Annotated in this window: 19 protein-coding genes; 7 read left to right on the top strand and 12 right to left on the bottom strand. The window is 73.0% G+C overall.

Translation table 11 applies throughout. From position 1 onward, the window contains the following. Positions 1-50: 50 nt before the first annotated feature. Genes purH through QE370_RS09450 form a run of 3 tightly spaced genes read right to left on the bottom strand, consistent with a single transcriptional unit; the run spans position 51 to position 3,377 of the window. Entirely contained in the window at positions 51-1,607 is a 1,557-nt protein-coding gene (gene purH, locus QE370_RS09460; RefSeq protein WP_309634203.1) for a bifunctional phosphoribosylaminoimidazolecarboxamide formyltransferase/IMP cyclohydrolase, read from the bottom strand. Further along, a complete protein-coding gene (purN, locus tag QE370_RS09455; protein WP_396127817.1) occupies positions 1,604-2,254 on the bottom strand; it encodes a phosphoribosylglycinamide formyltransferase in 651 nt (216 codons plus the stop codon). The genes purH and purN overlap by 4 nt, the downstream gene beginning before the upstream one ends. Continuing rightward, on the bottom strand, positions 2,145-3,377 hold the full coding sequence (locus QE370_RS09450) for a DUF6350 family protein (RefSeq protein WP_309634201.1): 1,233 nt from the start codon (positions 3,375-3,377) through the stop codon (positions 2,145-2,147). The genes purN and QE370_RS09450 overlap by 110 nt, the downstream gene beginning before the upstream one ends. A 69-nt stretch (positions 3,378-3,446) precedes the next feature. On the opposite strand from QE370_RS09450, the gene QE370_RS09445 reads away from it, so the two are divergent. Further along, positions 3,447-5,267 (top strand): hypothetical protein, encoded by a 1,821-nt coding sequence (locus QE370_RS09445; protein WP_253025201.1) that lies wholly within the window; start codon positions 3,447-3,449, stop codon positions 5,265-5,267. Positions 5,268-5,399: 132 nt separating this feature from the next. Here QE370_RS09445 and sucD read toward each other — a convergent pair whose 3' ends face one another. The 3 genes from sucD to QE370_RS09430 form a co-directional block, all read right to left on the bottom strand. Next, positions 5,400-6,308, bottom strand: a complete 909-nt coding sequence (sucD, locus tag QE370_RS09440) for a succinate--CoA ligase subunit alpha (protein WP_309634200.1) — start codon at positions 6,306-6,308, stop codon at positions 5,400-5,402. Positions 6,309-6,318: 10 nt separating this feature from the next. Next, on the bottom strand, positions 6,319-7,485 hold the full coding sequence (gene sucC, locus QE370_RS09435; protein WP_067854868.1) for an ADP-forming succinate--CoA ligase subunit beta: 1,167 nt from the start codon (positions 7,483-7,485) through the stop codon (positions 6,319-6,321). Positions 7,486-7,628: 143 nt separating this feature from the next. Then, positions 7,629-7,895 carry a hypothetical protein gene (locus QE370_RS09430; RefSeq protein WP_253025197.1) on the bottom strand — a complete coding sequence of 89 codons (267 nt, stop codon included), beginning with the start codon at positions 7,893-7,895 and terminating at the stop codon, positions 7,629-7,631. A gap of 162 nt (positions 7,896-8,057) precedes the next feature. On the opposite strand from QE370_RS09430, the gene QE370_RS09425 reads away from it, so the two are divergent. Then, a complete protein-coding gene (locus QE370_RS09425) occupies positions 8,058-8,837 on the top strand; it encodes a peptidoglycan DD-metalloendopeptidase family protein (protein WP_253025195.1) in 780 nt (259 codons plus the stop codon). Between the two features lie 72 nt (positions 8,838-8,909). Here QE370_RS09425 and pcrA read toward each other — a convergent pair whose 3' ends face one another. After that, a complete protein-coding gene (gene pcrA, locus QE370_RS09420; RefSeq protein ID WP_309634199.1) occupies positions 8,910-11,297 on the bottom strand; it encodes a DNA helicase PcrA in 2,388 nt (795 codons plus the stop codon). A 131-nt stretch (positions 11,298-11,428) separates the two neighbouring features. On the opposite strand from pcrA, the gene QE370_RS09415 reads away from it, so the two are divergent. Beyond that, positions 11,429-11,785: a GntR family transcriptional regulator gene (locus tag QE370_RS09415; protein WP_309634198.1), complete on the top strand. Its 357-nt coding sequence runs from the start codon at positions 11,429-11,431 to the stop codon at positions 11,783-11,785. After that, complete coding sequence (locus QE370_RS09410; protein ID WP_253025189.1) at positions 11,782-12,225, top strand: GNAT family N-acetyltransferase; 444 nt, start codon at positions 11,782-11,784, stop codon at positions 12,223-12,225. The genes QE370_RS09415 and QE370_RS09410 overlap by 4 nt, the downstream gene beginning before the upstream one ends. 642 nt (positions 12,226-12,867) lie before the next feature. On the opposite strand, the gene zwf is transcribed toward QE370_RS09410, so the two are convergent. Further along, positions 12,868-14,301, bottom strand: coding sequence for a glucose-6-phosphate dehydrogenase (gene zwf / locus QE370_RS09405; RefSeq protein ID WP_309634197.1), 1,434 nt, complete (start codon positions 14,299-14,301; stop codon positions 12,868-12,870). 59 nt (positions 14,302-14,360) lie between these two features. Beyond that, positions 14,361-16,079, bottom strand: coding sequence for a sodium:proton antiporter (locus tag QE370_RS09400; protein WP_253025186.1), 1,719 nt, complete (start codon positions 16,077-16,079; stop codon positions 14,361-14,363). A gap of 78 nt (positions 16,080-16,157) precedes the next feature. Between QE370_RS09400 and QE370_RS09395 the strand changes: the two genes are divergently transcribed. Then, entirely contained in the window at positions 16,158-16,574 is a 417-nt protein-coding gene (locus QE370_RS09395) for a hypothetical protein (protein WP_309634196.1), read from the top strand. Positions 16,575-16,583: 9 nt separating this feature from the next. On the opposite strand, the gene QE370_RS09390 is transcribed toward QE370_RS09395, so the two are convergent. Together QE370_RS09390 and QE370_RS09385 are read right to left on the bottom strand one after the other, a co-directional pair. Next, positions 16,584-17,231 carry a response regulator transcription factor gene (locus QE370_RS09390; RefSeq protein ID WP_067854841.1) on the bottom strand — a complete coding sequence of 216 codons (648 nt, stop codon included), beginning with the start codon at positions 17,229-17,231 and terminating at the stop codon, positions 16,584-16,586. After that, a complete protein-coding gene (locus tag QE370_RS09385; RefSeq protein WP_309634195.1) occupies positions 17,228-18,478 on the bottom strand; it encodes a PspC domain-containing protein in 1,251 nt (416 codons plus the stop codon). Before QE370_RS09385 ends, QE370_RS09390 begins: the two co-directional genes overlap by 4 nt. 134 nt (positions 18,479-18,612) lie before the next feature. Here QE370_RS09385 and QE370_RS09380 point away from each other — a divergent pair, with 134 nt between their 5' ends. After that, positions 18,613-19,902 carry a PspC domain-containing protein gene (locus QE370_RS09380; protein WP_309634194.1) on the top strand — a complete coding sequence of 430 codons (1,290 nt, stop codon included), beginning with the start codon at positions 18,613-18,615 and terminating at the stop codon, positions 19,900-19,902. Continuing rightward, on the top strand, positions 19,899-20,231 hold the full coding sequence (locus QE370_RS09375; protein ID WP_309634193.1) for a hypothetical protein: 333 nt from the start codon (positions 19,899-19,901) through the stop codon (positions 20,229-20,231). Before QE370_RS09380 ends, QE370_RS09375 begins: the two co-directional genes overlap by 4 nt. Before the next feature lie 3 nt (positions 20,232-20,234). Here QE370_RS09375 and QE370_RS09370 read toward each other — a convergent pair whose 3' ends face one another. Beyond that, positions 20,235-21,260: a glycerophosphodiester phosphodiesterase family protein gene (locus tag QE370_RS09370; protein WP_309634192.1), complete on the bottom strand. Its 1,026-nt coding sequence runs from the start codon at positions 21,258-21,260 to the stop codon at positions 20,235-20,237. Positions 21,261-21,281: the final 21 nt, after the last annotated feature.

The following is a 21,281-nucleotide window of genomic DNA, read 5'->3' as shown; positions in this document are numbered from 1 at the left end:
CGCAGCGCTCGGGCGCGAGCCTCGCACGTTCCCGCACGAGGCGCCGAGGCTCAGTGGAAGAAGTGCCGGGTGCCCGTGACGTACATCGTGACGCCCGCGGCCTGCGCCGCCGCGATGGTCTCGTCGTCACGCATCGACCCACCCGGCTGGACGATCGCGCGCACGCCGGCGTCGATGAGGATCTGCGGGCCGTCGGCGAACGGGAAGAAGGCGTCCGACGCCGCCACGGAGCCGCGGGCCCGGTCCTCACCGGCCCGCTCCACGGCCAGGCGGCAGGAGTCGACCCGGTTGACCTGACCCATGCCGATGCCGACGGAGGCTCCGTCGTGGGCCAGCAGGATGGCGTTCGACTTGACCGCGCGCACCGCGGTCCAGGCGAAGGCGAGGTCGGCGAGCGTGGCCTCGTCGGCCGGCTCCCCCGCCACGAGCGTCCAGCCCGACACGTCGTCGCCCGGCGCGTCGACGAGGTCGCGCTGCTGGGCGAGCGCGCCGCCGGAGATCTCGCGCACCTCGTGCGTGGCGCGGTCGGCACCCTCGGCACGCAGGATGCGGATGTTCTTCTTGCCCTGCAGCACCTCGACGGCACCCGGCTCGTAGTCGGGCGCGACGACGACCTCGGTGAAGACCTCGGCGACCTGCTCGGCCATCGCGACCGAGACGGGCCGGTTGGTGGCGATCACGCCGCCGAACGCCGAGACCGGGTCGCAGGCGTGCGCGCGGGCGTGGGCCTCGGCCACGTCGGCGCCGACGGCGATCCCGCACGGGTTGGCGTGCTTGATGATCGCGACCGCGGGTGCGTCGTGGTCGTAGGCGGCGCGTCGCGCCGCGTCGGTGTCGACGTAGTTGTTGTAGCTCATCTCCTTGCCGTGCAGCTGCTCGGCCGCAGCCAGGCCGCCGGTGCCGTCGCTGTACAGCGCCGCGCCCTGGTGCGGGTTCTCGCCGTAGCGCAGGACCGCCTGACGCTGCAGCGCCGTGCCCGCGAAGGCGGGCCAGTCGCCGTCGGCCGACCCCTCGCCCGCTCCCCCGGCGGCGAACCACTCGGCGACGGCGACGTCGTAGGCAGCCGTGTGCGCGAACGCCTGCGCGGCGAGCCGGCGACGCTGCTCCAGCGTGAAGCCGCCGGCAGCCAGCGCGGCCTCGACGTCGTCGTACGCGTCGGGCGACGTCACGATGGCCACGCTCGGGTGGTTCTTGGCCGCCGCCCGCACCATCGACGGACCGCCGATGTCGATCTGCTCGACGCACTCGTCGGGCGTCGCGCCGGAGGCGACCGTCTCGCGGAACGGGTAGAGGTTGACGACGACGAGGTCGAACGGCTCGACGCCGAGCTCGGCGAGCTGAGCCACGTGGGCCTCGAGCCGCGTGTCGGCGAGGATGCCCGCGTGCACCCGCGGGTGGAGGGTCTTCACCCGGCCGTCGAGGCACTCGGGGAAGCCGGTCACCTCCTCCACGGGCGTCACCGGCACGCTGGCCGCCTCGATCGTCCGGGCCGTCGAGCCCGTCGAGACGAGGGACACGCCGGCCGCGTGCAGCGCACGGGCGAGGTCCTCCAGTCCGGTCTTGTCGTACACCGAGACGAGGGCGCGCTGGATCGGTCGAGTGCTCATGCGGGGTCTCCGAGCGTGAGGGTGCGGTCGGTCAGGGTGAAGCCGCGCCGGGCCAGCTCGCCGACGGAGTCGACGAGCATGCGGCGCTCGCTGGTCTTGATGCGTTCGTGGAGCGAGGCGACGTCGTCGTCGGGCAGCACCGGCACCGCCACCTGCGCGACGATCGGGCCGGTGTCGACACCCGCGTCGACGACGAACAGGGTCGCGCCGGTGATCTTGACGCCGTACTCCAGGGCGTCGCGGGGGCCGTGCATCCCGGGGAACGACGGCGACAGCGCGGGGTGGGTGTTCAGCGTCCGCCCGCCGAAGCGTCCGAGGAAGTGCGGGCCGGCCAGCTTCATGAAGCCGGCGAGGACGACCAGGTCGGGCTCGTGCGCCGCCACCTGGGCGGTGAGGGCGGCGTCCCAGGCCTCGCGGTCCGGGTGGTCCCCGAGCTTCTCGACGAACGTCGGGATCGCGGCGCGCTCCGCCCGCGCCAGGCCCTCGATGCCGTCACGGTCGGCACCGACGGCGACGACCTCGGCGCCGTAGGCCGGGTCAGCCGTCGCGTCGATCAGCGCCTGGAGGTTGGTGCCGGAGCCGGAGACGAGGACGACGAGACGGGCGCGCGTCGGCGTCGGGCTCGGGGCGGAGGGCACGGGCGTCACGATAGTGCGCCGCGAGCGCGCCGAGCGCACCGCCCACGGCCATCAGGGGCACGGCGACCAGCAGCGGTGTCAGGGCGGGCGGCCCGGCGTCGGCGAGTCGCCCGGGGCCCACGGCGCCGCCGGAGGCGCCGACCAGCACGCCGACGACGACACCACCGGCCGCACCCGCGGCGAGACCGAGCAGGCTGCGACCCAGCACCGGCCGGTCGGACAGCCCGAAGGGAGCCTCGGCACCGGCACGCACGGTCCAGCCGGCCACGAGACCGGCGAGCACCGGGACGAGACCGAGCACGACGACCCAGTCGTCGAAGGTGCCGGGAGACGGCAGCGCGGCCAGGACCGGCAGACCCGGGACAGGACCGAGCTGGGCGCCCGCGAGGTCGACCGACGTCTGCGTCCCCAGCACGAAGCCGGGTCCGAGCAGCACCGAGGCGGTCCAGGCGACCATCGTCGGCACCGCGAGCAGGCAGATCGCGGCCAGGGCGGGGGTGCCGGAGGCCCCTGGGTCGAGCAGGGCCCACAGCTGCCCGGCGCGCTCGACGTGGCGGACCAGCAACGTCACCACGACGACGCCTGCCGCGGCGAGCAGGACGGCCGCACCCCGCGCGCCGGCGGAGACCGCGCCACGCACCTCGGGCCGCCGCCACGGCGCGGGCCAGAGGTCGCCGGCCCGTCCGTGGTGCATCGTCGCACCCAGCGCCGCCGACACCCCGGTCACGACGAAGACCGCGGCCGCGGCGCGGGCCGGGTTGACGACGATCTCGGGCGTGCTCGAGACGCTCGCGAGCACCGCGGCCACCACGCCGCTGGTCCCCGCGACGGTGGCCGCGAAGGCACCCGGCGACTCGACGGGCGCCGGGGTCATCGCCCGCGCCACGCGCGCCGTGAGGGCACCGCAGAGCAGCACGCCGCCGAGCGGCACGAGGCCGAGGGTCGTGCCCTGCAGCTCGATGCCCGCACCCTGCAGCACGAGCCAGGACCGGGCGCCGGTGCGCAGCGCCGACACCAGCCCGACCCCGGCCAGCAGGGCCACGCCGGACCCGACGACGAGCGCGACGATCGCCGAGACCCCGGCGGTGAGCACACCCGGACGCAGGGGTGGGGTCGTGACGGTCGAGTTCACCCGACCATCCTCCCGGTAAGGTCGTGACGTTCCGACCAGCCACGCCGACATCCCCGAGGAGGCAGCTCGATGACCCGCGCCGACGAGTTCACGAGCTTCTACGAGGCCACCTCCGCCACCTGCCTGCGTGCCGTGTACGCCATGTCCGGCGACCGCCAGGTGGCCCAGGAGGCCACGGTCGACGCCTACCGGCGGGCCTGGCGGAACTGGACGAAGATCCGTCAGCGCGACCCGCTCGCCTACGTGCGGACGGAGGCGTGGAAGCTCACCGCCGTCAGCCGCGGCACCCACCCGCTGCGCCGCCGCCACGAGGAGGACGCCGACACCGCACTGCTCGACGCGCTGCACGACCTCCCCGTCGACGACCGTCGACTGATCGTGCTGCTGACCCTCGGCGACACCGACCTCGACCAGGCCTCGCGCGAGGTGGGCGTCGGGGCCGAGGAGGGCATCGAGGTCGTCACGACCGCGCTCGACGGCCTCGAGCGACGGCTCGGCCTCTCGCTGGAGGAGCTCGAGACCCGGCTGAAGGCGCTGGGCTCGGTGACCGGCCAGCTCAGCATGCCCGCGGCCGACGAGGTGCGCACGACCGCGCGTCGCGGCGGCCAGCGCAACACGGTGCTGCTGGTGGCCGCGGCCGTGCTCGCGGTCCTCGCCGGCGGCCTCGTCGCGACCGACGGCGACGCGCTCGCCACCCAGGCGGGGCTGCCGTACCGCGAGAAGCTCGGCGCCGAGCGGCCCGACCTCGTCCTCGAGGCTCGGGAGATCACCGCCGACAACCTCCTGACGACCCGTCAGGTGGCCGGTATCGACGTGACCCGACGTTGGGCCTCCGAGGGCACCGACGAGGACCCCACCAACACCACGCCCTACGCGACGTGCCCGCCGCAGCGCTACGCCGACCCCGACCCGCTGCGCGTCTTCGTCCGCACCTTCACGGCCAGCGGCGGCGACGACGACCGCGTCGCGGAGTCGATCGAGGTCTCCCGCAACGACGCGGCCGCCGCGAAGGCGTACGAGACGACGCTCGGCTGGTACGCCGGCTGCAGCCACCCGCGCGTCCAGCTCGTCGGGTCGTTCGTCGTCAAGCGCCCGTTCGGCGACTTCCAGATCCTGCGGCTGCGCTCGCACCGGTCGCCGCAGAAGGTCTTCACCGTCGGGCTCGCGCACTCCGGCCGCGTCACGAGCACGCTCGTGCACGAGCGGACCGGCGACGCGGGCCCCGACATCGACGCGTTCGCGACCACCCTCAACGCGTCGATCCAGCGGGTCTGCCGCGACAGCGGCGGCCGGTGCAGCGACGACATCGAGGTCGTCGACGCCCTGCCACCGAAGACGTCGGGCGCTCCCGGCTTCCTCGACACCGTCGACCTGCCGCCGGTCGCCGACATCGACAAGGTCTGGTCGGGCACCAAGCCGCTGCAGACCCGCAACAACCCGGCGGCCACGCAGTGCGGCGACGCCAGCTTCCGGCGCGACGGGCTCGACAGCACCGCGTCGCGCGTGTTCGTCATCCCCGACGCCGTCGGCGTCCCCGCCGAGTTCGGCGTGACCGAGACGGTCGGCACCTACGACGAGGACGGCCAGGCCCGCAGCCTCGCCGACGACATCGCGAAGGACATCGACGACTGCCCCGACGAGAACCTCTCGGCCAAGGTCGGGCAGCGCAGCACGATCAAGGGCGACGGGTTCTCGGGCCGCTCCTGGCGGATCAGCCTCGAGGTCTCCGACGGCAAGCGCCAGGTGATCCGCACCGGCGTCGTCCGGCGCGGCAAGGCCGTCGCGCAGGTGACGATGACGCCGGTCGGCGACTACGACGTCAGCCAGCGGGCGTGGGAGTCCCTGGTGCGCCGCGCGGGCGAGCGCCTCGCCTACGCCGAGGACCGCTGACCCGCTCCCGCCCCGCTGGTACGGCGTCGCGACCGCGACCGCGGCCCTGGCCCTGGCCCTGGCTCTGCCTGCAACGTGCACGGGCCCCGACCTCACGAGGAGGTCGGGGCCCGGGCGGGGCGGACGCGGACGTCAGCCGTTGAGGATCTCGCGCATCAGGGCGGCGGTCTCGGACGGCGTCTTGCCGACCTTGACGCCGGCGGCCTCGAGGGCCTCCTTCTTGCCCTGCGCCGTGCCCGCACCGTCGGACACGATGGCGCCGGCGTGGCCCATCGTCTTGCCCTCGGGTGCGGTGAAGCCGGCCACGTAGCCGACGACCGGCTTGGTGACGTTCGCCTGGATGTAGGCGGCCGCCTTCTCCTCCGCGTCGCCACCGATCTCGCCGATCATGACGATCGCCTTCGTCTCGGGGTCGTTCTCGAAGGCCTCGAGCGCGTCGATGTGCGTGGTGCCGATGATCGGGTCGCCGCCGATGCCGATGGCGGTCGAGAAGCCGAAGTCGCGCAGCTCGAACATCATCTGGTAGGTCAGCGTGCCCGACTTCGACACGAGGCCGATCGGACCCTTGCCGGCGATGTTGGCGGGCGTGATGCCGGCCAGCGCCTCGCCCGGCGTGATGATGCCGGGGCAGTTCGGGCCGATGATGCGCGTCTTCGTGCCCTCTGCCGCCTTCTTCTGGGCGTAGGCCCAGAACTCGGCGGAGTCCTGCACCGGCACGCCCTCGGTGATGATGACGAGCAGACCGATCTCGGCGTCGATGGCCTCGATGACGGCGTCCTTGGTGAACGCCGGCGGGACGAACGCGACGGAGACGTCGGCGCCCGTCTTCTCGATGGCCTCGGAGACCGAGCCGAAGACCGGCAGCTCCACCTCGGCGCCGGAGGCGTCGGTGTGGGTGACGGTCGTGCCGGCCTTGCGGGCGTTGACGCCGCCGACGACGTTCGTGCCGGCCGCCAGCATGCGGGCGGTGTGCTTCGAGCCCTCGCCGCCGGTGATGCCCTGGACGATGACCTTGGAGTCCTTGGTCAGGAAGATCGACATGTCAGCCCCTTCAGCCGTTCGCCAGCTCGGCGGCCTTGTCGGCCGCTCCGTCCATCGTGTCCACCTGGGTGACGAGCGGGTGGTCCAGCTCGTTCAGGATGGCGCGACCCTCGTCGACGTTGTTGCCGTCGAGACGGACCACGAGCGGCTTGGTGGCGTTGTCGCCCAGCAGCTCGAGCGCGCCCTTGATGCCGTTCGCGACCGCGTCGCACGACGTGATGCCGCCGAAGACGTTGACGAACACGCTCTTGACCTGCGGGTCGCCGAGGATGACGTCGAGACCGTCGGCCATGACCTGCGCGGAGGCGCCGCCGCCGATGTCGAGGAAGTTGGCCGGCTTGACCGAGCCGTGCTTCTCGCCGGCGTAGGCGACGACGTCGAGGGTGCTCATGACCAGGCCCGCGCCGTTGCCGATGATGCCGACCTCGCCGTCGAGCTTGACGTAGTTGAGGCCCTTCTCCTTGGCCTTCGCCTCGAGCGGGTCCGCCTCCTCGTGGATGACGAACTCCTCGTGCTCGGCGTGGCGCACCTCGGAGGCGTTGTCGTCGAGCGACACCTTGCCGTCGAGGGCCTCGAGCTTGTCGCCCTCGAGACGGGCGAGCGGGTTGACCTCGACGAGGGTGGCGTCCTCCTCGACGAAGACCTTCCACAGCGACTGGACCATGGCGACGGCCTGGTCGGCGAGCTCGGCGGGGAACTTCGCCTCCTCGACGATCGCGCGGGCCTTGGCCTCGTCGACGCCGGCACCGGCGTCGATCGGGATCTGGCGGACGGCCTCGGGGTTGGTCTTGGCGACCTCCTCGATCTCCACACCACCCTCGACGCTCGCGATGCACAGGTAGCTGCGGTTCGAGCGGTCCAGCAGGAAGGAGAAGTAGTACTCCTCGACCGGGGGCGTGGCCGGCGTGACGAGCACGCGGTTGACCGTCAGGCCCTTGATCTCCATGCCGAGGATGTTCGACGCGTGCTCGTAGGCCTCGTCGGCGGTCTTGGCGATCTTGACGCCGCCGGCCTTGCCGCGGCCGCCGGCCTTGACCTGCGCCTTGATCACGGTGACGCCGCCGAGCTCCTCGGCAGCAGCCTTGGCCTCGTCGGCGGTCGTGACGACCTTGCCGAGCGTCGTCGCGACGCCGTGCTTGGCGAAGAGCTCCTTCGCCTGGTATTCCATCAGATCCACGGTGATGACCGTCCTTGGTTCGTCCAGGGTCCTCTGAGGTAGGTCAGAGCCTCTCGGGACTCTAGCCTCTGCGGGACGGAAACGGGCGGCGGGGTGCGTCACACCTGGCAGGGGTGACGGCGGCCACGCGCCTGTCCGGCCGGTCAGTGCGGTGGCAGCACCACGAGCGCGACGTCGTCGAGCCCGAGCTCGGCGAGCGCGGTCTCCAGCGCGTGCGCGGCGTCGTCGTCCGCGACGACGGCCACCCGTCCCGCGTCCTCGGCGCGCACCACCCATGCCGTCGCGACGGGCTCGCTGGCGCCGAGGTAGACGACCTCGTCGCCGTCCGCGCTCGCCGCCCGGGCGTGGCGCAGCGCGAGCTCCTCGGTGGCACCGGTCAGGTCGGCGACCACGACGCGTGGGATCGGCATCCCGAGATCGTGCCGCACGGCGGTGTTCCTCCTCACAACCGCCCCCGCGACACGCCCGGAACGACGGGGAGGGCCTCGTCGGTGTCGAGGTTCCTCCTTGACCATGACCTCCTGTCCTCTAGACTCGACAGGTCCCGCCCGTGCATCGCTGGAGGTCTCTGCGTGTCATCACCTGCGCCCAAACGTCGACTCGACGTCAGGCAGCAGACGCCGCGCGACTCCGTCGGCGGCCGTCGGGCGGCTGTCCGTCCCCGCCGTCGCAAGACGAGCCTGCGCTTCACGCCGGCCGCTGCGGGTGCCGTCGCCCTCGTGATGGCCGGGATCGGCGCGGCAGCGCTGTCCCCGCGTGCCGACCAGGGATCGCTCGACTCCGGCTACCAGACGATCTCGGCCAGCTACACCGGGTCGCAGGGCGTCGACGTGACGCCCGAGATCGACGAGGCGACGCTGGCCCGCCAGACCGAGCAGCAGGCGTCGCAGAAGCTGAAGGTCGACGGCGAGCTGCGCGACAAGGCGCAGAACGTGGCCGACGAGTACAAGTCGAACCAGTGGGTGCTGCCGGTCACCGGCTACGCGCTGACTGCGCGGTTCGGCCAGTCCAGCTCGCTGTGGGCCCGCGTGCACACCGGCCTCGACTTCGCCGGCCCGTCGGGCTCGACGATCGTCTCGGTCGCGGCCGGCACGGTGACCGACACGAGCTACGCGGGCGCCTACGGCAACCGCACCGTCGTCACCCTCGACGACGGCACCGAGATCTGGTACTGCCACCAGAGCCGCATCGTCGCGACCCCGGGTGAGCGCGTGCGCGCCGGTCAGACGATCGGCTACACCGGCTCGACCGGCAACGTGACCGGCCCCCACCTCCACCTCGAGGTGCGCCCCGGCGGCGGCGAGCCGATCGACCCCGAGATCGCGCTGCGCGAGCACGGCGTCACGCCGTAGCCCGCACCTGACGTCACGACGCCCCCGGCCACCGGCCGGGGGCGTCGTCCGTCGTGCGACCGTCTCGGACGGCTACAGCTTCTCGACCGGCGCGTAGCGCAGCAGCAGGCGCTTGACGCCCTGCGAGCCGAAGTCGACGCTGGCCACCGCGTTGTCGCCCTGGCCGTCGAGCGCGACGACGGTGCCGAGGCCGAAGCTGTCGTGGGTGACCCGGTCACCGGGGGTCAGCGACGGCACCGCGCGCTTGCGCTGCGACCGGGCCGCGGCCGCCTTGGCCGTGAACGCCTGACCGCGGCCGCCGCCGCTGGAGACGCCACCGCCGCCGATGGAGGGCGCGCGGGTCCACGCCGTCGGCGACTGGCCCTCACGGCGCCAGTCGAGCAGGTGGGCCGGGATCTCGTCGAGGAACCGCGACGCCGGGTTGTACGAGGGCGCACCCCAGGCCGCACGGCTCATGGCGCGGGTGACGTAGAGCCGCTCGCGGGCGCGCGTGATGCCGACGTAGGCGAGGCGCCGCTCCTCCTGCAGCTCGGTCGCGTCTCCGAGCGCACGCAGGTGGGGGAACACACCGTCCTCGAGCCCCGTGAGGAAGACGACGGGGAACTCGAGCCCCTTCGCCGTGTGCAACGTCATCAGCGTGACCATGCCGTCGCCCTCGTCGGGGATCGAGTCGGCGTCGGCGACGAGCGCGACCTGCTCGAGGAACGCCTCGAGGGAGCCGCTCGTCAGGTCGGCCTCCTCGCGGCCGCTCTCCTCGTCGGAGACCGTGGACGCGTTGACGACGTACTCGCGCGCGACGGCGACGAGCTCGGCGAGGTTCTCGACGCGCGTCTCGTCCTGCGGGTCCTTGCTGTCCTCGAGCGCGGAGAGGTACCCGCTGCGGGTGAGGGCGGCCTCGAGCACGACGTCGGCCGGCTCGCCCGAGAGCGCGAGCTCGCGGAGCTCGGCCATCGTGGTGGCGAACGCCTGCACGGCCTTGAGGGAGCGGGGGGCGAGGTCGCCGGACTCCTCCGCGCGCTGCAGGGCGTCCCAGAAGGAGATCTGCTCGCGTGCGGCGAACCGCTCGACGGCGGCCTGTGCGCCGTCGCCGATGCCACGCTTCGGCTCGTTGACGATGCGCCGCAGCGACACCGTGTCGCGCGGGTTGACCAGCGCCCGGACGTACGCGAGAGCGTCCTTGATCTCCTTGCGCTCGTAGAAGCGCACGCCGCCAACCACCCGGTAGGGCAGCCCGACGCGGATGAAGACCTCCTCGAACACACGGGACTGGGCGTTGGTGCGGTAGAAGATGGCGACGTCGGACGGCTTCGCGTCGCCGGCGTCGGTGAGCCGGTCGACCTCGTCGGCGATGAACTGCGCCTCGTCGCGCTCGTCGTCGCCGACGTAGCCGACCACCCGCTCGCCGTCGCCGGCCGCCGACCACAGCTTCTTGTCCTTACGGCCCTCGTTGCGGCTGATGACCGCGTTGGCGGCGTTGAGGATGGTCTGCGTCGAGCGGTAGTTCTGCTCCAGCAGGACGGTGGACGCGGCCGGGTAGTCCTGCTCGAACTCCAGGATGTTGCGGATGTTGGCGCCGCGGAAGGCGTAGATGGACTGGTCGGAGTCGCCGACGACCATGAGGTCGAGGTCGGGATCGGTCTCGGGGTCGCACAGCTCCCGCACGAGCGCGTACTGCGCGTGGTTGGTGTCCTGGTACTCGTCGACGAGCACGTGCCGGAACCGCCGCCGGTACGTCTCGCGCACGTCGGGGAAGGCCTGGAACAGGTGGACGGTCTGCATGATGAGGTCGTCGAAGTCCATGGCGTTGGCCGCCCGGAGCCGCTGCTGGTAGAGCCGGTAGGCCTCGGCGTAGAGCTCCTCGGTGCCGTTCGTGGCACGGCCGCCGGCCGACTCGTGGTCGACGAGCTCGTTCTTGAGGTTCGAGACCCAGTGCAGCACCGCGCGCGGGTTGACCTGCTTGGGGTCCAGGCCCATGTCCTTGCAGACCAGCGTCATGAGACGTCGGGAGTCGGCGGCGTCGTAGATGCTGAACGTCGACGTGTAGCCGAACCGGTTGGCCTCGCGGCGCAGGATGCGCACGCACGAGGAGTGGAAGGTGCTGACCCACATGGCACGTGACGGGCCGCCGACGAGCTCGGCGACACGCTCGCGCATCTCCGCCGCCGCCTTGTTGGTGAAGGTGATCGCCAGGATCGAGCCCGGGTGGGCGCCCCGGGCGGAGATCAGCCAGGCGATGCGCCGCGTGAGCACCCGGGTCTTGCCCGACCCGGCTCCCGCGACCACCAGCACCGGCCCCGGTTCGTGGGAGACCGCGGCCCGCTGGGCGTCGTTCAGCCCTTCCAGGAGCGTGTCGGAGCGGGCGGCGCGGCGGGTGCGGGCCCCCGCCGCCGGGCTCGGGTCGGAGCCGTCCGAGGACGACGGGGGGCGGGCACCGGCGGGCACGGGAAAGGGCAACGTCATGACCGGTCCAGCCTAGTCGGCGGCCCCGACAGCGCCGCGCTGCCGGACCGGACGGACGACGAGTTCGTCGCACGACGCACCCCTCGACACGCGGGCTCGCGCCGGATGCGCACGGCTGGCAGGGTGGCGGGGTGATCGACGTCGTCGTGGACCAAGCATCGCAGGAGCCGCCGTTCGAGCAGGTCCGGCGGCAGGTGGCCGCGGCGGCCGCCGAGGGCTCGCTGCCCGCGGGTCATCGGCTGCCGACGGTGCGCGCGCTCGCCGCGGACCTGGGCCTGGCCGTCAACACCGTCGCCCGCGCCTACCGCGAGCTGGAGGCCGACGGGGTCGTCGAGACCCAGGGTCGACGCGGCACGTTCGTGACGGCGTCCGTCGGCGTCGACGGCGCCACCCGCGCGGCGGTCGAGCGGGTGGTCGCGGACGCGCGGCGCGCCGGCCTCTCCCGCGACCAGGTCGTCCGCCTGGTCGAGGAGGTGTGGGGCGCGTGAGCGACCTCCACGACGTGACCATCAGGCTCGCCCGCGAGCGCGACCTCGACGAGCTGACGGACCTCTGGGAGCGGGCGGCGCGGACCAGCCACGGCTTCATGGCCGACCACGACTTCACCGACGCCCACCCCTACCTCCGCGACGCGCTGCTCCCGTCGATGGACGTGTGGGTCGCCGAGCGCGACGGCCGCCCCCTCGGCCTCGCCGGGTGCCGGGGCACCCACCTGGAGCTGCTCTACGTCGAGCCCGAGGTGCACGGCACGGGCATCGGCACCCTCCTGCTCGACCACGTCGCCCCCACCAGCGTCGAGGTGTACGCCGGCAACGCGCACGGCCTCGGCTTCTACACGTCGCACGGCTTCCGCACCCTGCGCACCCACACCACCGACGCCTTCGGCCGCCCCTTCCCCGTCGTGCACCTGGTGCGTGAGCTGTCCTGAGCCTGCGTCACCTGGTTGGTGCGCTGGCTGCGGTGGTCGTGACCTTGCTGGTGCGCTGCCGCAGGGGGTCTGTGCTTGCCGCTGCGCTGCCTCGGCTCTCGCTGGGGATGGGCTCCGAAAGGGCCTCGACCGGCAGCGGGCCTGGGGCTGGCTTCGGGTCTCGGGGTCTGGTCTGGGTCTCAGGGTGACGCACGATTCTTCGTTTCTGCGTTCTCGGGCCACGGTTCTTCGTTGGCGCGTCCCATCGGTGGATCTACCACCTTCTGAGCGCTCTACAGGTGGCAGATCCACCGCCGACGGGGCCAGGTGTGGCAACGATGCTTCCTTCTCGTGGAACGGTCCACGAGAAGGAAGAATCGTGCGACTCCCCGCGGCAAACCGCGGCCACGATTCTTCCTTCGCGTGCACGAGCCCGAACGCTTCTGCGTTCTCGACGAGATCCCGTAGGAGACGCAGAATCCTTGGACCCTCGGCGCACGAACGCAGCATCCTGCGTCCACCCCGAGCGAGACCCGCAGCCCGAGACCCCAGACCAGCGCGCCCGCCAGCCGCCCGGTCGAGGCCCCTTGCGGAGACCACTCCCAGCGCGAGCCGAGGCAGCGCACCAGCAGGACGAGCCCCCCCGCTGCCTCCTCCTACCCCCTACTGCCCCGACTCGTTCGGGTCGCGCCAGGTGCGCTCGAAGGGGAGGCGCCAGGTGCGGGGGGCGATGAGCTGGTGGACGGCGTTGGGGCCCCACGTGCCGACGGGGTAGGGGCGGACGGGAGGCGGGTCGTCGAGGAGTGGCTGGGAGACCTCCCAGAGCCGCTCGATGCCCTCGGCGGTGGTGAACAGCGTCCGCTCCCCCTTCATCGCGTCGAGGATGAGTCGCTCGTAGGCCTCCAGCACCTCTCCGGCCCGTGCGGTGTCCTGCATCGCGAACTGCATCGACAGCTTGTCCAGCCGCAGGCCGGGGCCGGGGCGCTTGCCGTAGAACGACAGCGACAGGCGGGAGGAGTCGGCGAGGTCGAAGGTGAGGTGGTCCGGCCCCGATAGCCCGACGCCCGACCCGGACGGGAACATCGACTTCGGCGGCTCGCGGAAGGCGATGGAGATGATCCGCGCGCCCTCGGCCATCTGCTTCCCGGTGCGCAGGTAGAACGGCACGCCCGCCCAGCGCCAGTTGTCGATCTGCGCACGCAGCGCCACGAACGTCTCCGTCTCGGAGTCGTGGGAGACGCCCTCCTCCTCGCGGTAGCCCTGGTACTGGCCTCGCACGACGTCGGAGGGACGCAGCGGCAGCATCGAGCGGAAGACCTTGTTCTTCTCCTCGCTGATCGAGCTGGAGTCCAGCGACGTGGGCGGCTCCATCGCCATGAACGCGAGGATCTGGAACAGGTGGGTCACCACCATGTCCTTGAACGCACCCGTGCCCTCGTAGAAGCCAGCCCGACCCGACACCGACAGCGTCTCCGGCACGTCGATCTGCACGTGGTCGATGAACGTGCGGTTCCAGATGGGCTCGAACAGCCCGTTCGCGAACCGGAAGGCCAGGATGTTGAGCGCGGCCTCCTTGCCGAGGAAGTGGTCGATGCGGAAGATCTGCTCCTCGTCGAACACCTCGTGGATGCGGGCGTTCAGGGCCCGGGCGCTCTCGAGGTCGGTGCCGAACGGCTTCTCCATGATGATCCGCGACCGCTCGACCAGACCCGCCTCGTCGAGGGTGCGGACGACGTCGACCGCGGCCCTCGGCGGCACGCTCAGGTAGTGCAGCCGTCGTGGCGCACCGCCCAGCTCCTCCTCGAGCCGGCCCGCCACCTCCGCGAGCCGCGCGGGCCCGTCGGCGACGTTGACGTAGTGCAGCTTGGGCGCGAAGGCGTCCCACTCCTCCTGCGGCACCGGCCGCCCGAACTCGCGGCAGGCGTCCTGGGCGAAGCGACGGAACCCGTCGTCGTCGAGGTCGTCCATCGAGACGGCGACGATCCGCGAGTCCGCCGCCAGCCTCGAGCGCAGCAGGTGCAGGATGCCAGGCAGCAGCTTGCGGCGGGCCAGGTCCCCCGTCGCGCCGAAGAGCACGATCAGGTGCGGGTCGCTCATGGGCCGAGGCTAGACCCGTCGCGTTGCGCCCGGATGAACTTCGGGAGGGTCCTCCTCCCTCAGCGCGGCGGCTGCGGACCGCGACGGGTGGCGGCGTACTCGGTGACGTCGAGACGGCCGAGCACGGTGTCGAGCACCTGCGAGTCGAAGCGTCCCTCGGACCGCAGGTCGAGGAGCGCCTCGCGCTGCTCCTCCAGCACGGCCCGACGCAGGCGGACGAAGTCGCGGATCCGGCGCTCGCGGTCCTCGCCGTCCTCCCCCGCCCACTCCCACTCCGCGGCAGGGGTCCGGCGACGCCGGACCTGCTCGACGGCCAGCGGGTCGAGCGGTCGGCCGTCGAGCCCCTCCTCGGCCGCCTCGGCGCAGCGGGCGTCGGCGACCTCCCCCATCGCCTCGAGGAGCGCCTTCAGCTGGGCCCGACGCTGCGGCGTCCGGTCCGACTCCGCACCGAGCCACCGCACGACCCAGGTCAGCGTCCCGCCCTGGAGCAGCAGCGAGGCGCCGGCGACGCAGAACGCGGCGAGCACCAGCAGGCTGCGCTGGGCGGTCTCGGGCGGGAGCGTCTGCGCCGCCGCGAGCGTGATGACGCCCCGCATGCCCGCCCACACGAGCACGACACCGTCTCGGGCGCCCAGCGGCTGCTCCGTGTAGAAGCTGACGTCGGCCTCGCGACGTCTGACAAGCTGCATGGCCCGCTCACGACGTCGCCGCGACAACGTCTGCGCCTGCTCCGACGCGAGGTACTCCCGGAACGAGGCCAGACGCGGCGCGTGCCGCGCCACCGCGCGGCGACCTCGGCGCAGCTCGAGCAGCAGCAGCGCCACCCAGAGGGCGCGTCCGACCCACAGCACGGCGAGCGTCGCGACGGTCACGACCGCGAGCCGGCTCCACGGCTGGCCGGAGTCGTCGAAGTCGGCGAGGAGGGGACGCAGCTCCAGCCCCATCACCAGGAAGACCGCGCCCTCGAGGAGGAACGCGATGGTGCGCCAGTTCACGGCCTCGGCGATGCGGTCGTCGGCGCGCAGCTCCACGAGCGAGCGCGACCCGATCACCAGCCCGGCGACCACCACGGCGACCAGGCCCGACCCGCCCAGGTGCTCCGACGGCGCGTACGCGAGGAACGGCACCACGAACGAGATGGAGGTGGCGACGGTGGCGTCCTCGACGAGCGAGCGGACGAACAGGCTGACGACCGCCACCAGGACCCCGACGACGACGGCCACCCCGACGGCCTGCACGAAGTCGAGGCCGACGTGCCAGAACGACACCGAGGCGCCGGTGGCGGCCACGGCGGTGCGCAGGAGCACGAGCGCTGTCGCGTCGTTGAGCAGGCTCTCGCCGTCGAGCACGGTGACCAGCCGCGGCGCGACCCCGGTCCGTCGGACGATCGACGTCGCGACGGCGTCGGTCGGGCTGACGATCGCGCCGAGCGCGAACGCCTCGGCGAACCCGATGCCGGGAATGAGCCGCGGCAGCAGCCAGCCGAGCGACAGCGCGGACACCAGGACCAGCACCACCGACAGACCGCTGATGGCCTTGAAGTCGCGCCGGAAGTCCATGGCCGGCATGTTCACCGACGCCGCGTACAGCAGTGGCGGCAGCACGCCCGCGAGGATCGCCTCGGGGGGCACCTCGATGCGGGGCACGCCGGGCAGGAAGGAGATGCCGACGCCCGCGACGACGAGCAGCAGCGGTGCCGCGACCCCGATCCGCCCCGCGACCGACGTGACCGTGACGATGACGAGGACACCGGCGACGGCGAGGAGCAGGAGGTCCATGCGCCCCATGGTTGCACCGGCGTCCCATGGTGCTCGGTTCCCGGGACCAGGTCCGCGACGAGGGCCTACGATCCGACCATGCGCCGCCCAGCCGTCCTGCTCCTCCTCGGTCTCCTGCTCGGAGCCTGCGCGCAGGACCCTGAGCCGCCGCGCTCCTTCCCCACGATCGGCGAGCGCGTGTGGGAGCGCTTCGACGGCACGGGCTCGGTCAGCGAGACAGCCACGACCAACGAGCCGGTGCGCGTCGTGAGCGTGCAGCTGGCCTGCACGGGCGGCAGCGGCGACCAGGAGCTGACGGTCACGACACCGCTCGGCACGGCCGGACAGCCGTGCCCCAACACCTCGCGGGATGGATCGATCAGCCAGAGCCTGGACGAGGCGACCGAGCCCTACCCAGCAGGCGACCTCCCCATTCGCGTGGACGCCCCCGACGGGGTTCGCTGGTCCGTCGCCGTGACCGTGAACGCGGCGGACGCGGCCGACATCGTTCGGTGACGCCGCACCTCAGATCAGCCGCCGGTCGCTCGCCCACTTCGTGAGCTCGTGCCGGCTCGAGAGCTGCAGCTTGCGCAGCACGCTCGACACGTGGGTCTCGACGGTCTTGACGGAGATGAAGAGCTCCTTCGCGACCTCCTTGTAGGCGTAGCCGCGGGCGATCAGGCGCATCACCTCGCGCTCGCGCTCGGTGAGGCGGTCGAGGTCCTCGTCGACCTGCGCGACCTCGATGGTGCCGGCGAACGCGTCGAGCACGAAGCCGGCGAGCCGTGGGCTGAACACCGCGTCGCCGGAGGCCACCCGGTGCAGGGCGTCGACGAGCTCGGCACCGGAGATCGTCTTGGTCACGTACCCGCGGGCGCCGGCCCGGATGACGCCGATGACGTCCTCCGCGGCATCGCTGACCGACAGGGCCAGGAAGCGCACCTCGGGCGCCTGCGGCAGCACGCGGCGGATCACCTCGGCCCCGCCGCCGCCCGGCATGTGCACGTCGAGCAGGACCACGTCGGGACGCGCGGCCAGCACGGCGGGCACGGCCGTGTCGACGTCCTCGGCCTCGCCCACCACGACGACGCCCGGGTCCTTCTGGAGCTCGGCGCGCACGCCCGTGCGGAACATGGCGTGGTCGTCGACCACCAGGACGTGCAGGGGACTCATCGGGGCTCCTCGGGGCTCGCGGCCGGGTCGGCGGACAGGGGCATGGTGATCGCGACCTCGGTGCCGTCGGGGCCGCTGCGGACGCGGGCGGTGCCGCCGCGGCTCTCGACCCGACCGACGATCGATCCGCGCACGCCCATCCGGTCGTCGGCGATCGCGTCGGGGTCGAAGCCCGTGCCGCGGTCGCGGACGAAGACCTCGACGGCCCCCTGCCCAACCTCGGCGTACACGTCGACGCGGTCGACACCGGCGTGCTTGGCCGCGTTCACCACCGCCTCGCGTGCAGCGCGGACGACGGCGACCAGGTCGGCGTCGAGCGGCACGTCCCCGACGACGACCAGCTCGACGGCGATCCGGTGCGTCTCCTCGACGTCGGCCCGCACGTCGCGCAGCGCCGCCGCCCACGAGTCACCGGGCAGCTCCTCCTCGCCGTACAGCCAGGACCGCAGCTCGCGCTCCTGGCGGCGGGCGAGGGTCGCGACGGCGGCAGGGTCGGACGCGTTCTTCTGCAGGAGCGCCAGGGTCTGCAGCACCGAGTCGTGCAGGTGGGCGGCGACGTCGGCGCGCTCCTGCGAGCGGATCCGCTCGCGCCGCTCGCTGCCGAGGTCGGTGACGAGCGAGACGATCCACGGGCCGAGCAGCAGCAGGAAGCCGAGGACGGCCACGAGCAGCGCGACGCCGAGGTCGCCGACGCCGGACAGGCCCCGCTCCTGCGTGACGAGGTAGAGGACGCCGAAGCCGACGAGGGCGAGGCCCGCCCCGACGCGCAGCACGAAGCCGGCGCCGGTGGTGCGCGTGAACCACGACTGCCACGACGCGTCGTCGATCTGCCGCCACACGACGGCCACGCCGACCACCACGACGAGCAGCGGCAGCACGGGCGACAGACCGAAGGGACCACCGCCGTGCACGAGCAGCAGCACACCGGCACCCACGGCGACGACGGCCGCCGTCTGCAGCACCTCGACCGGTCCGGGACTGCCGACGGGACGCAGACCGCGCCGGGTGGCCGACTCCAGGCCGGGCGACAGCTCGGGCCGACGCAGCGGCAGGAACCTCCACAGCAGCAGGTAGGCGACGACGCCGGCCCCGTTCAGCCACGTGGTCACGACGAACCCGACCCGCACCCACAGCACCGGCACGTCGAGGTGCTCGGCCACGCCCGCGGCGACCCCACCGACCACCCGGCGGTCGGCCGGGCGGACGGCTCGGCGTGCGGGGCGCGGTGGCGCGACGGACTGGCTCACCTCGGCATCGTCACACGAGCGCGCGACGCGACGCCACCAGGTGGCACCCTCGTGCGACCCCGGTCCGGGCACCAGGGTCCGACCAGGGTCTCGCCCGATGGTGGTGGGCGTGACACGCGTCCGACGATGGGGTCATGAGCACCACACCACCGTCCAGCGGACCCACCGGCACCCGCGACGACCCGGGCACCGACGACCACGCTGACGACCACGCCGGCGCCGGCACCGACGCGCGGCTGCGCCGCGGCCTGCACTCCGTGTCGTCCGTGCGTCGCTCCACCGACGAACGTCTGGTCGCCGGGGTGTGTGGCGGCGTGGCCCGCCGCCTCGACGTCGACCCCGTCCTCGTGCGGGTGCTCGCCGTCGTGCTCTGCTTCGTGGGTCTCGCCGGCCTGATCCTCTACCTCGCCGGCTGGCTGCTGCTCCCGTCCGACGACGAGCCGCGCAGCATCGCGGGCCGTTGGTTCTCGCTCGGGTCGGCCGAGGCCCAGGTGCGCGACCTCGGCCTGGTCGTCGCGGCCGTCCTGGCGCTATTGGCCGTCGTCGGCGACGGCGGCTGGGGGCTCGGCAGCAGCGGGCCGTTCTGGCTGCTCGTCGTGGTGGGCGTGCCGGTCGCCTTCGTCGTCTGGCTCGCGCGCCGCGGCGCCGCCGAGGACACCCACGACACCCCCGACCCCGATGGGCGGCCACCGGCACCGGACTCCTCCCCCGGCGCCGCATCCTCGACCGCCGAGTGGCCGGGTGGCCCCGAGGGGACCGCACGTCTCGACGTCGGTCCCCCCGCGCCCCCGACCCCGCCGCCGGCAGCGCCGGGCCGACCGGTGCGGCCGCCGCGTCCCCCGCGGGAGCCCTACAGCTGGGTCCCGACGCTGCTGGGCCTCTCCCTCACCGCGATCGCCCTCGCCGTCCTGCGCCTCACCGTCGCCCCCGACTGGCCCGCGTACGTGGCGCTCGCGCTCACGACGCTCGGCGCGGTGCTCGTGCTGAGCACCTTCACCCGCGGCGGCGGACCGCTCGTCGTCCTCGGCGTGGCCCTCCTCCCGCTGCTCGCGCTCGCGTCGGTGCTGCCCACCCTGCGGGTGGGTGAGCAGGTCGTGCGTCCCACGTCGGCGGAGCAGGTCCGGTCCGACTACGAGCACGGCGTCGGCCGGTTCGAGCTCGACCTCGGCGGGGTCTCCGACCCCGAGGACCTCGTGGGACGCACGGTCCACGTACGGGCCGGGATCGGCGAGACGTCCGTCTGGGTGCCCGAGGGCACCCCGGTGGTGGCGCGGGCCTCGGTCGACGCCGGGGACCTCGAGATCCTCGACTCCCGACGCAGCGGCGTCGGCCAGCGGGTCGGACCGTCCGGCGGGTCCCACCCCGACGCCCTGACCATCGTCGTCGACCAGTCCCTCGGCCGCGTGGTGGTGGACGCGCGATGAGCAGCACCGACCACGACGCGACGACCGACGACAGGATCACCATGAGCGCCTCCGACACCGACCTCGACCCGACGAGCGCGGCGACCATCCGCACCCCTCGCCGCCGTGTGCACCCGTTCAACACGTTCTTCGGGCTGCTGTTCCTCGCCGCGGCCGGCTCGTGGCTGGCCGACGACCAGGGCTACCTCCAGGGCGTCGAGCTGGGACGGCTGGTGGCCGTCGTCCTGATCGTGCTCGGCGGGCTCGGGCTGCTGGCCACCATCGTCGTCGGACGTCGCGCACGACGAGGCCGCCCCGTGGCCGAGGAGCCGGTCGCGGGCGAGGCCTGAGGCCTACCGGCCCGCCAGCCACGCCTGGCGGGCCGCGACCGCCGTGGCGGCGTGGTCGGAGAAGACCCCGTCGACCCCGGCGTCGAAGAACGCCCGGTACTCCGCTGCGGCGTCGCCGGCCGCGGCACGGTCGCCGCTGGTGCGGAAGTCCGCCGGCAGGAAGTTGTTCTCGTCGCGCATCGTCCACACGTGCACGAGCAGCCCGGCCGCGTGGGCGCGAGCCACGAGGCCGGTCTCGCCGTCGAGCCAGTGGCCCGTCCGCCGCGCGATCACGAGGGTCTTGTTCGGGCCGATGCCGTCGACGTGCTCGGCCAGCTCGGCCAACGCCGCGGGGGTGGTCAGGTCGGCGTAGGTGCGCGGGTCGCCGGCTGACTCGAGGTCCCAGGGCGCGCCCTTGCGGTCCATCAGCTGCACGAGCGTCAACGGCGTGCGCGGGCGCAGGCCGCGCAGGTTCCCGGTCTCCATCGACTGGACGACGACCGGCACGTCGGCGTCGGTGCGGTTGAGGTCGGCCCTCTCCAGCACATCGAGCAGCAGGTCGTCGAGGTCGAGTCCGCGCTCGCGGAAGTAGCTCGGGTGCTTGGTCTCCACGTACACCCCGACCCGGCGGGGTGCCTGCCGCGCGATGTCGACCACCTCCTCGAGCGTGAGCACCTCCTCGGTGCCGGCGAGGGCGAGGTTCTGGGGCCGCAGCTGCGGAAGACGTTCGCGGACCCGCAACGTCTTGACCTCGGCGAGCGTGAGGTCCTCGGTGAACCAGCCGCTCGTCCACACGCCGTCGACCCGCTTGGTGGTGCGCCGGTCGGCGAGCTCCGGGTGGTCGGCGACGTCGGTCGTGTGACCGATCTCGTTCTCGTGCCGCACGACCAGGTGACCGTCGCGGGTGGCCACGACGTCGGGCTCGAGGTAGTCGGCGCCTTGCTCGATCGCGAGCAGGTACGACCCGCGCGTGTGCTCGAGCCGGTGGCCGGGCACGCCACGGTGCCCGATGACCGTGGGGACGGGTGGCCAGGACGCCGGACCGGTCACGAGGCTCAGGGCTCCAGCGGG

Origin of the sequence: Aeromicrobium sp. SORGH_AS_0981 (assembly GCF_031453195.1) — a bacterium.
Classification (GTDB): domain Bacteria; phylum Actinomycetota; class Actinomycetes; order Propionibacteriales; family Nocardioidaceae; genus Aeromicrobium.
The sequence above is the reverse complement of the archived record's forward strand: the minus strand, read 5'-3'. Positions and strand labels throughout refer to the sequence as shown.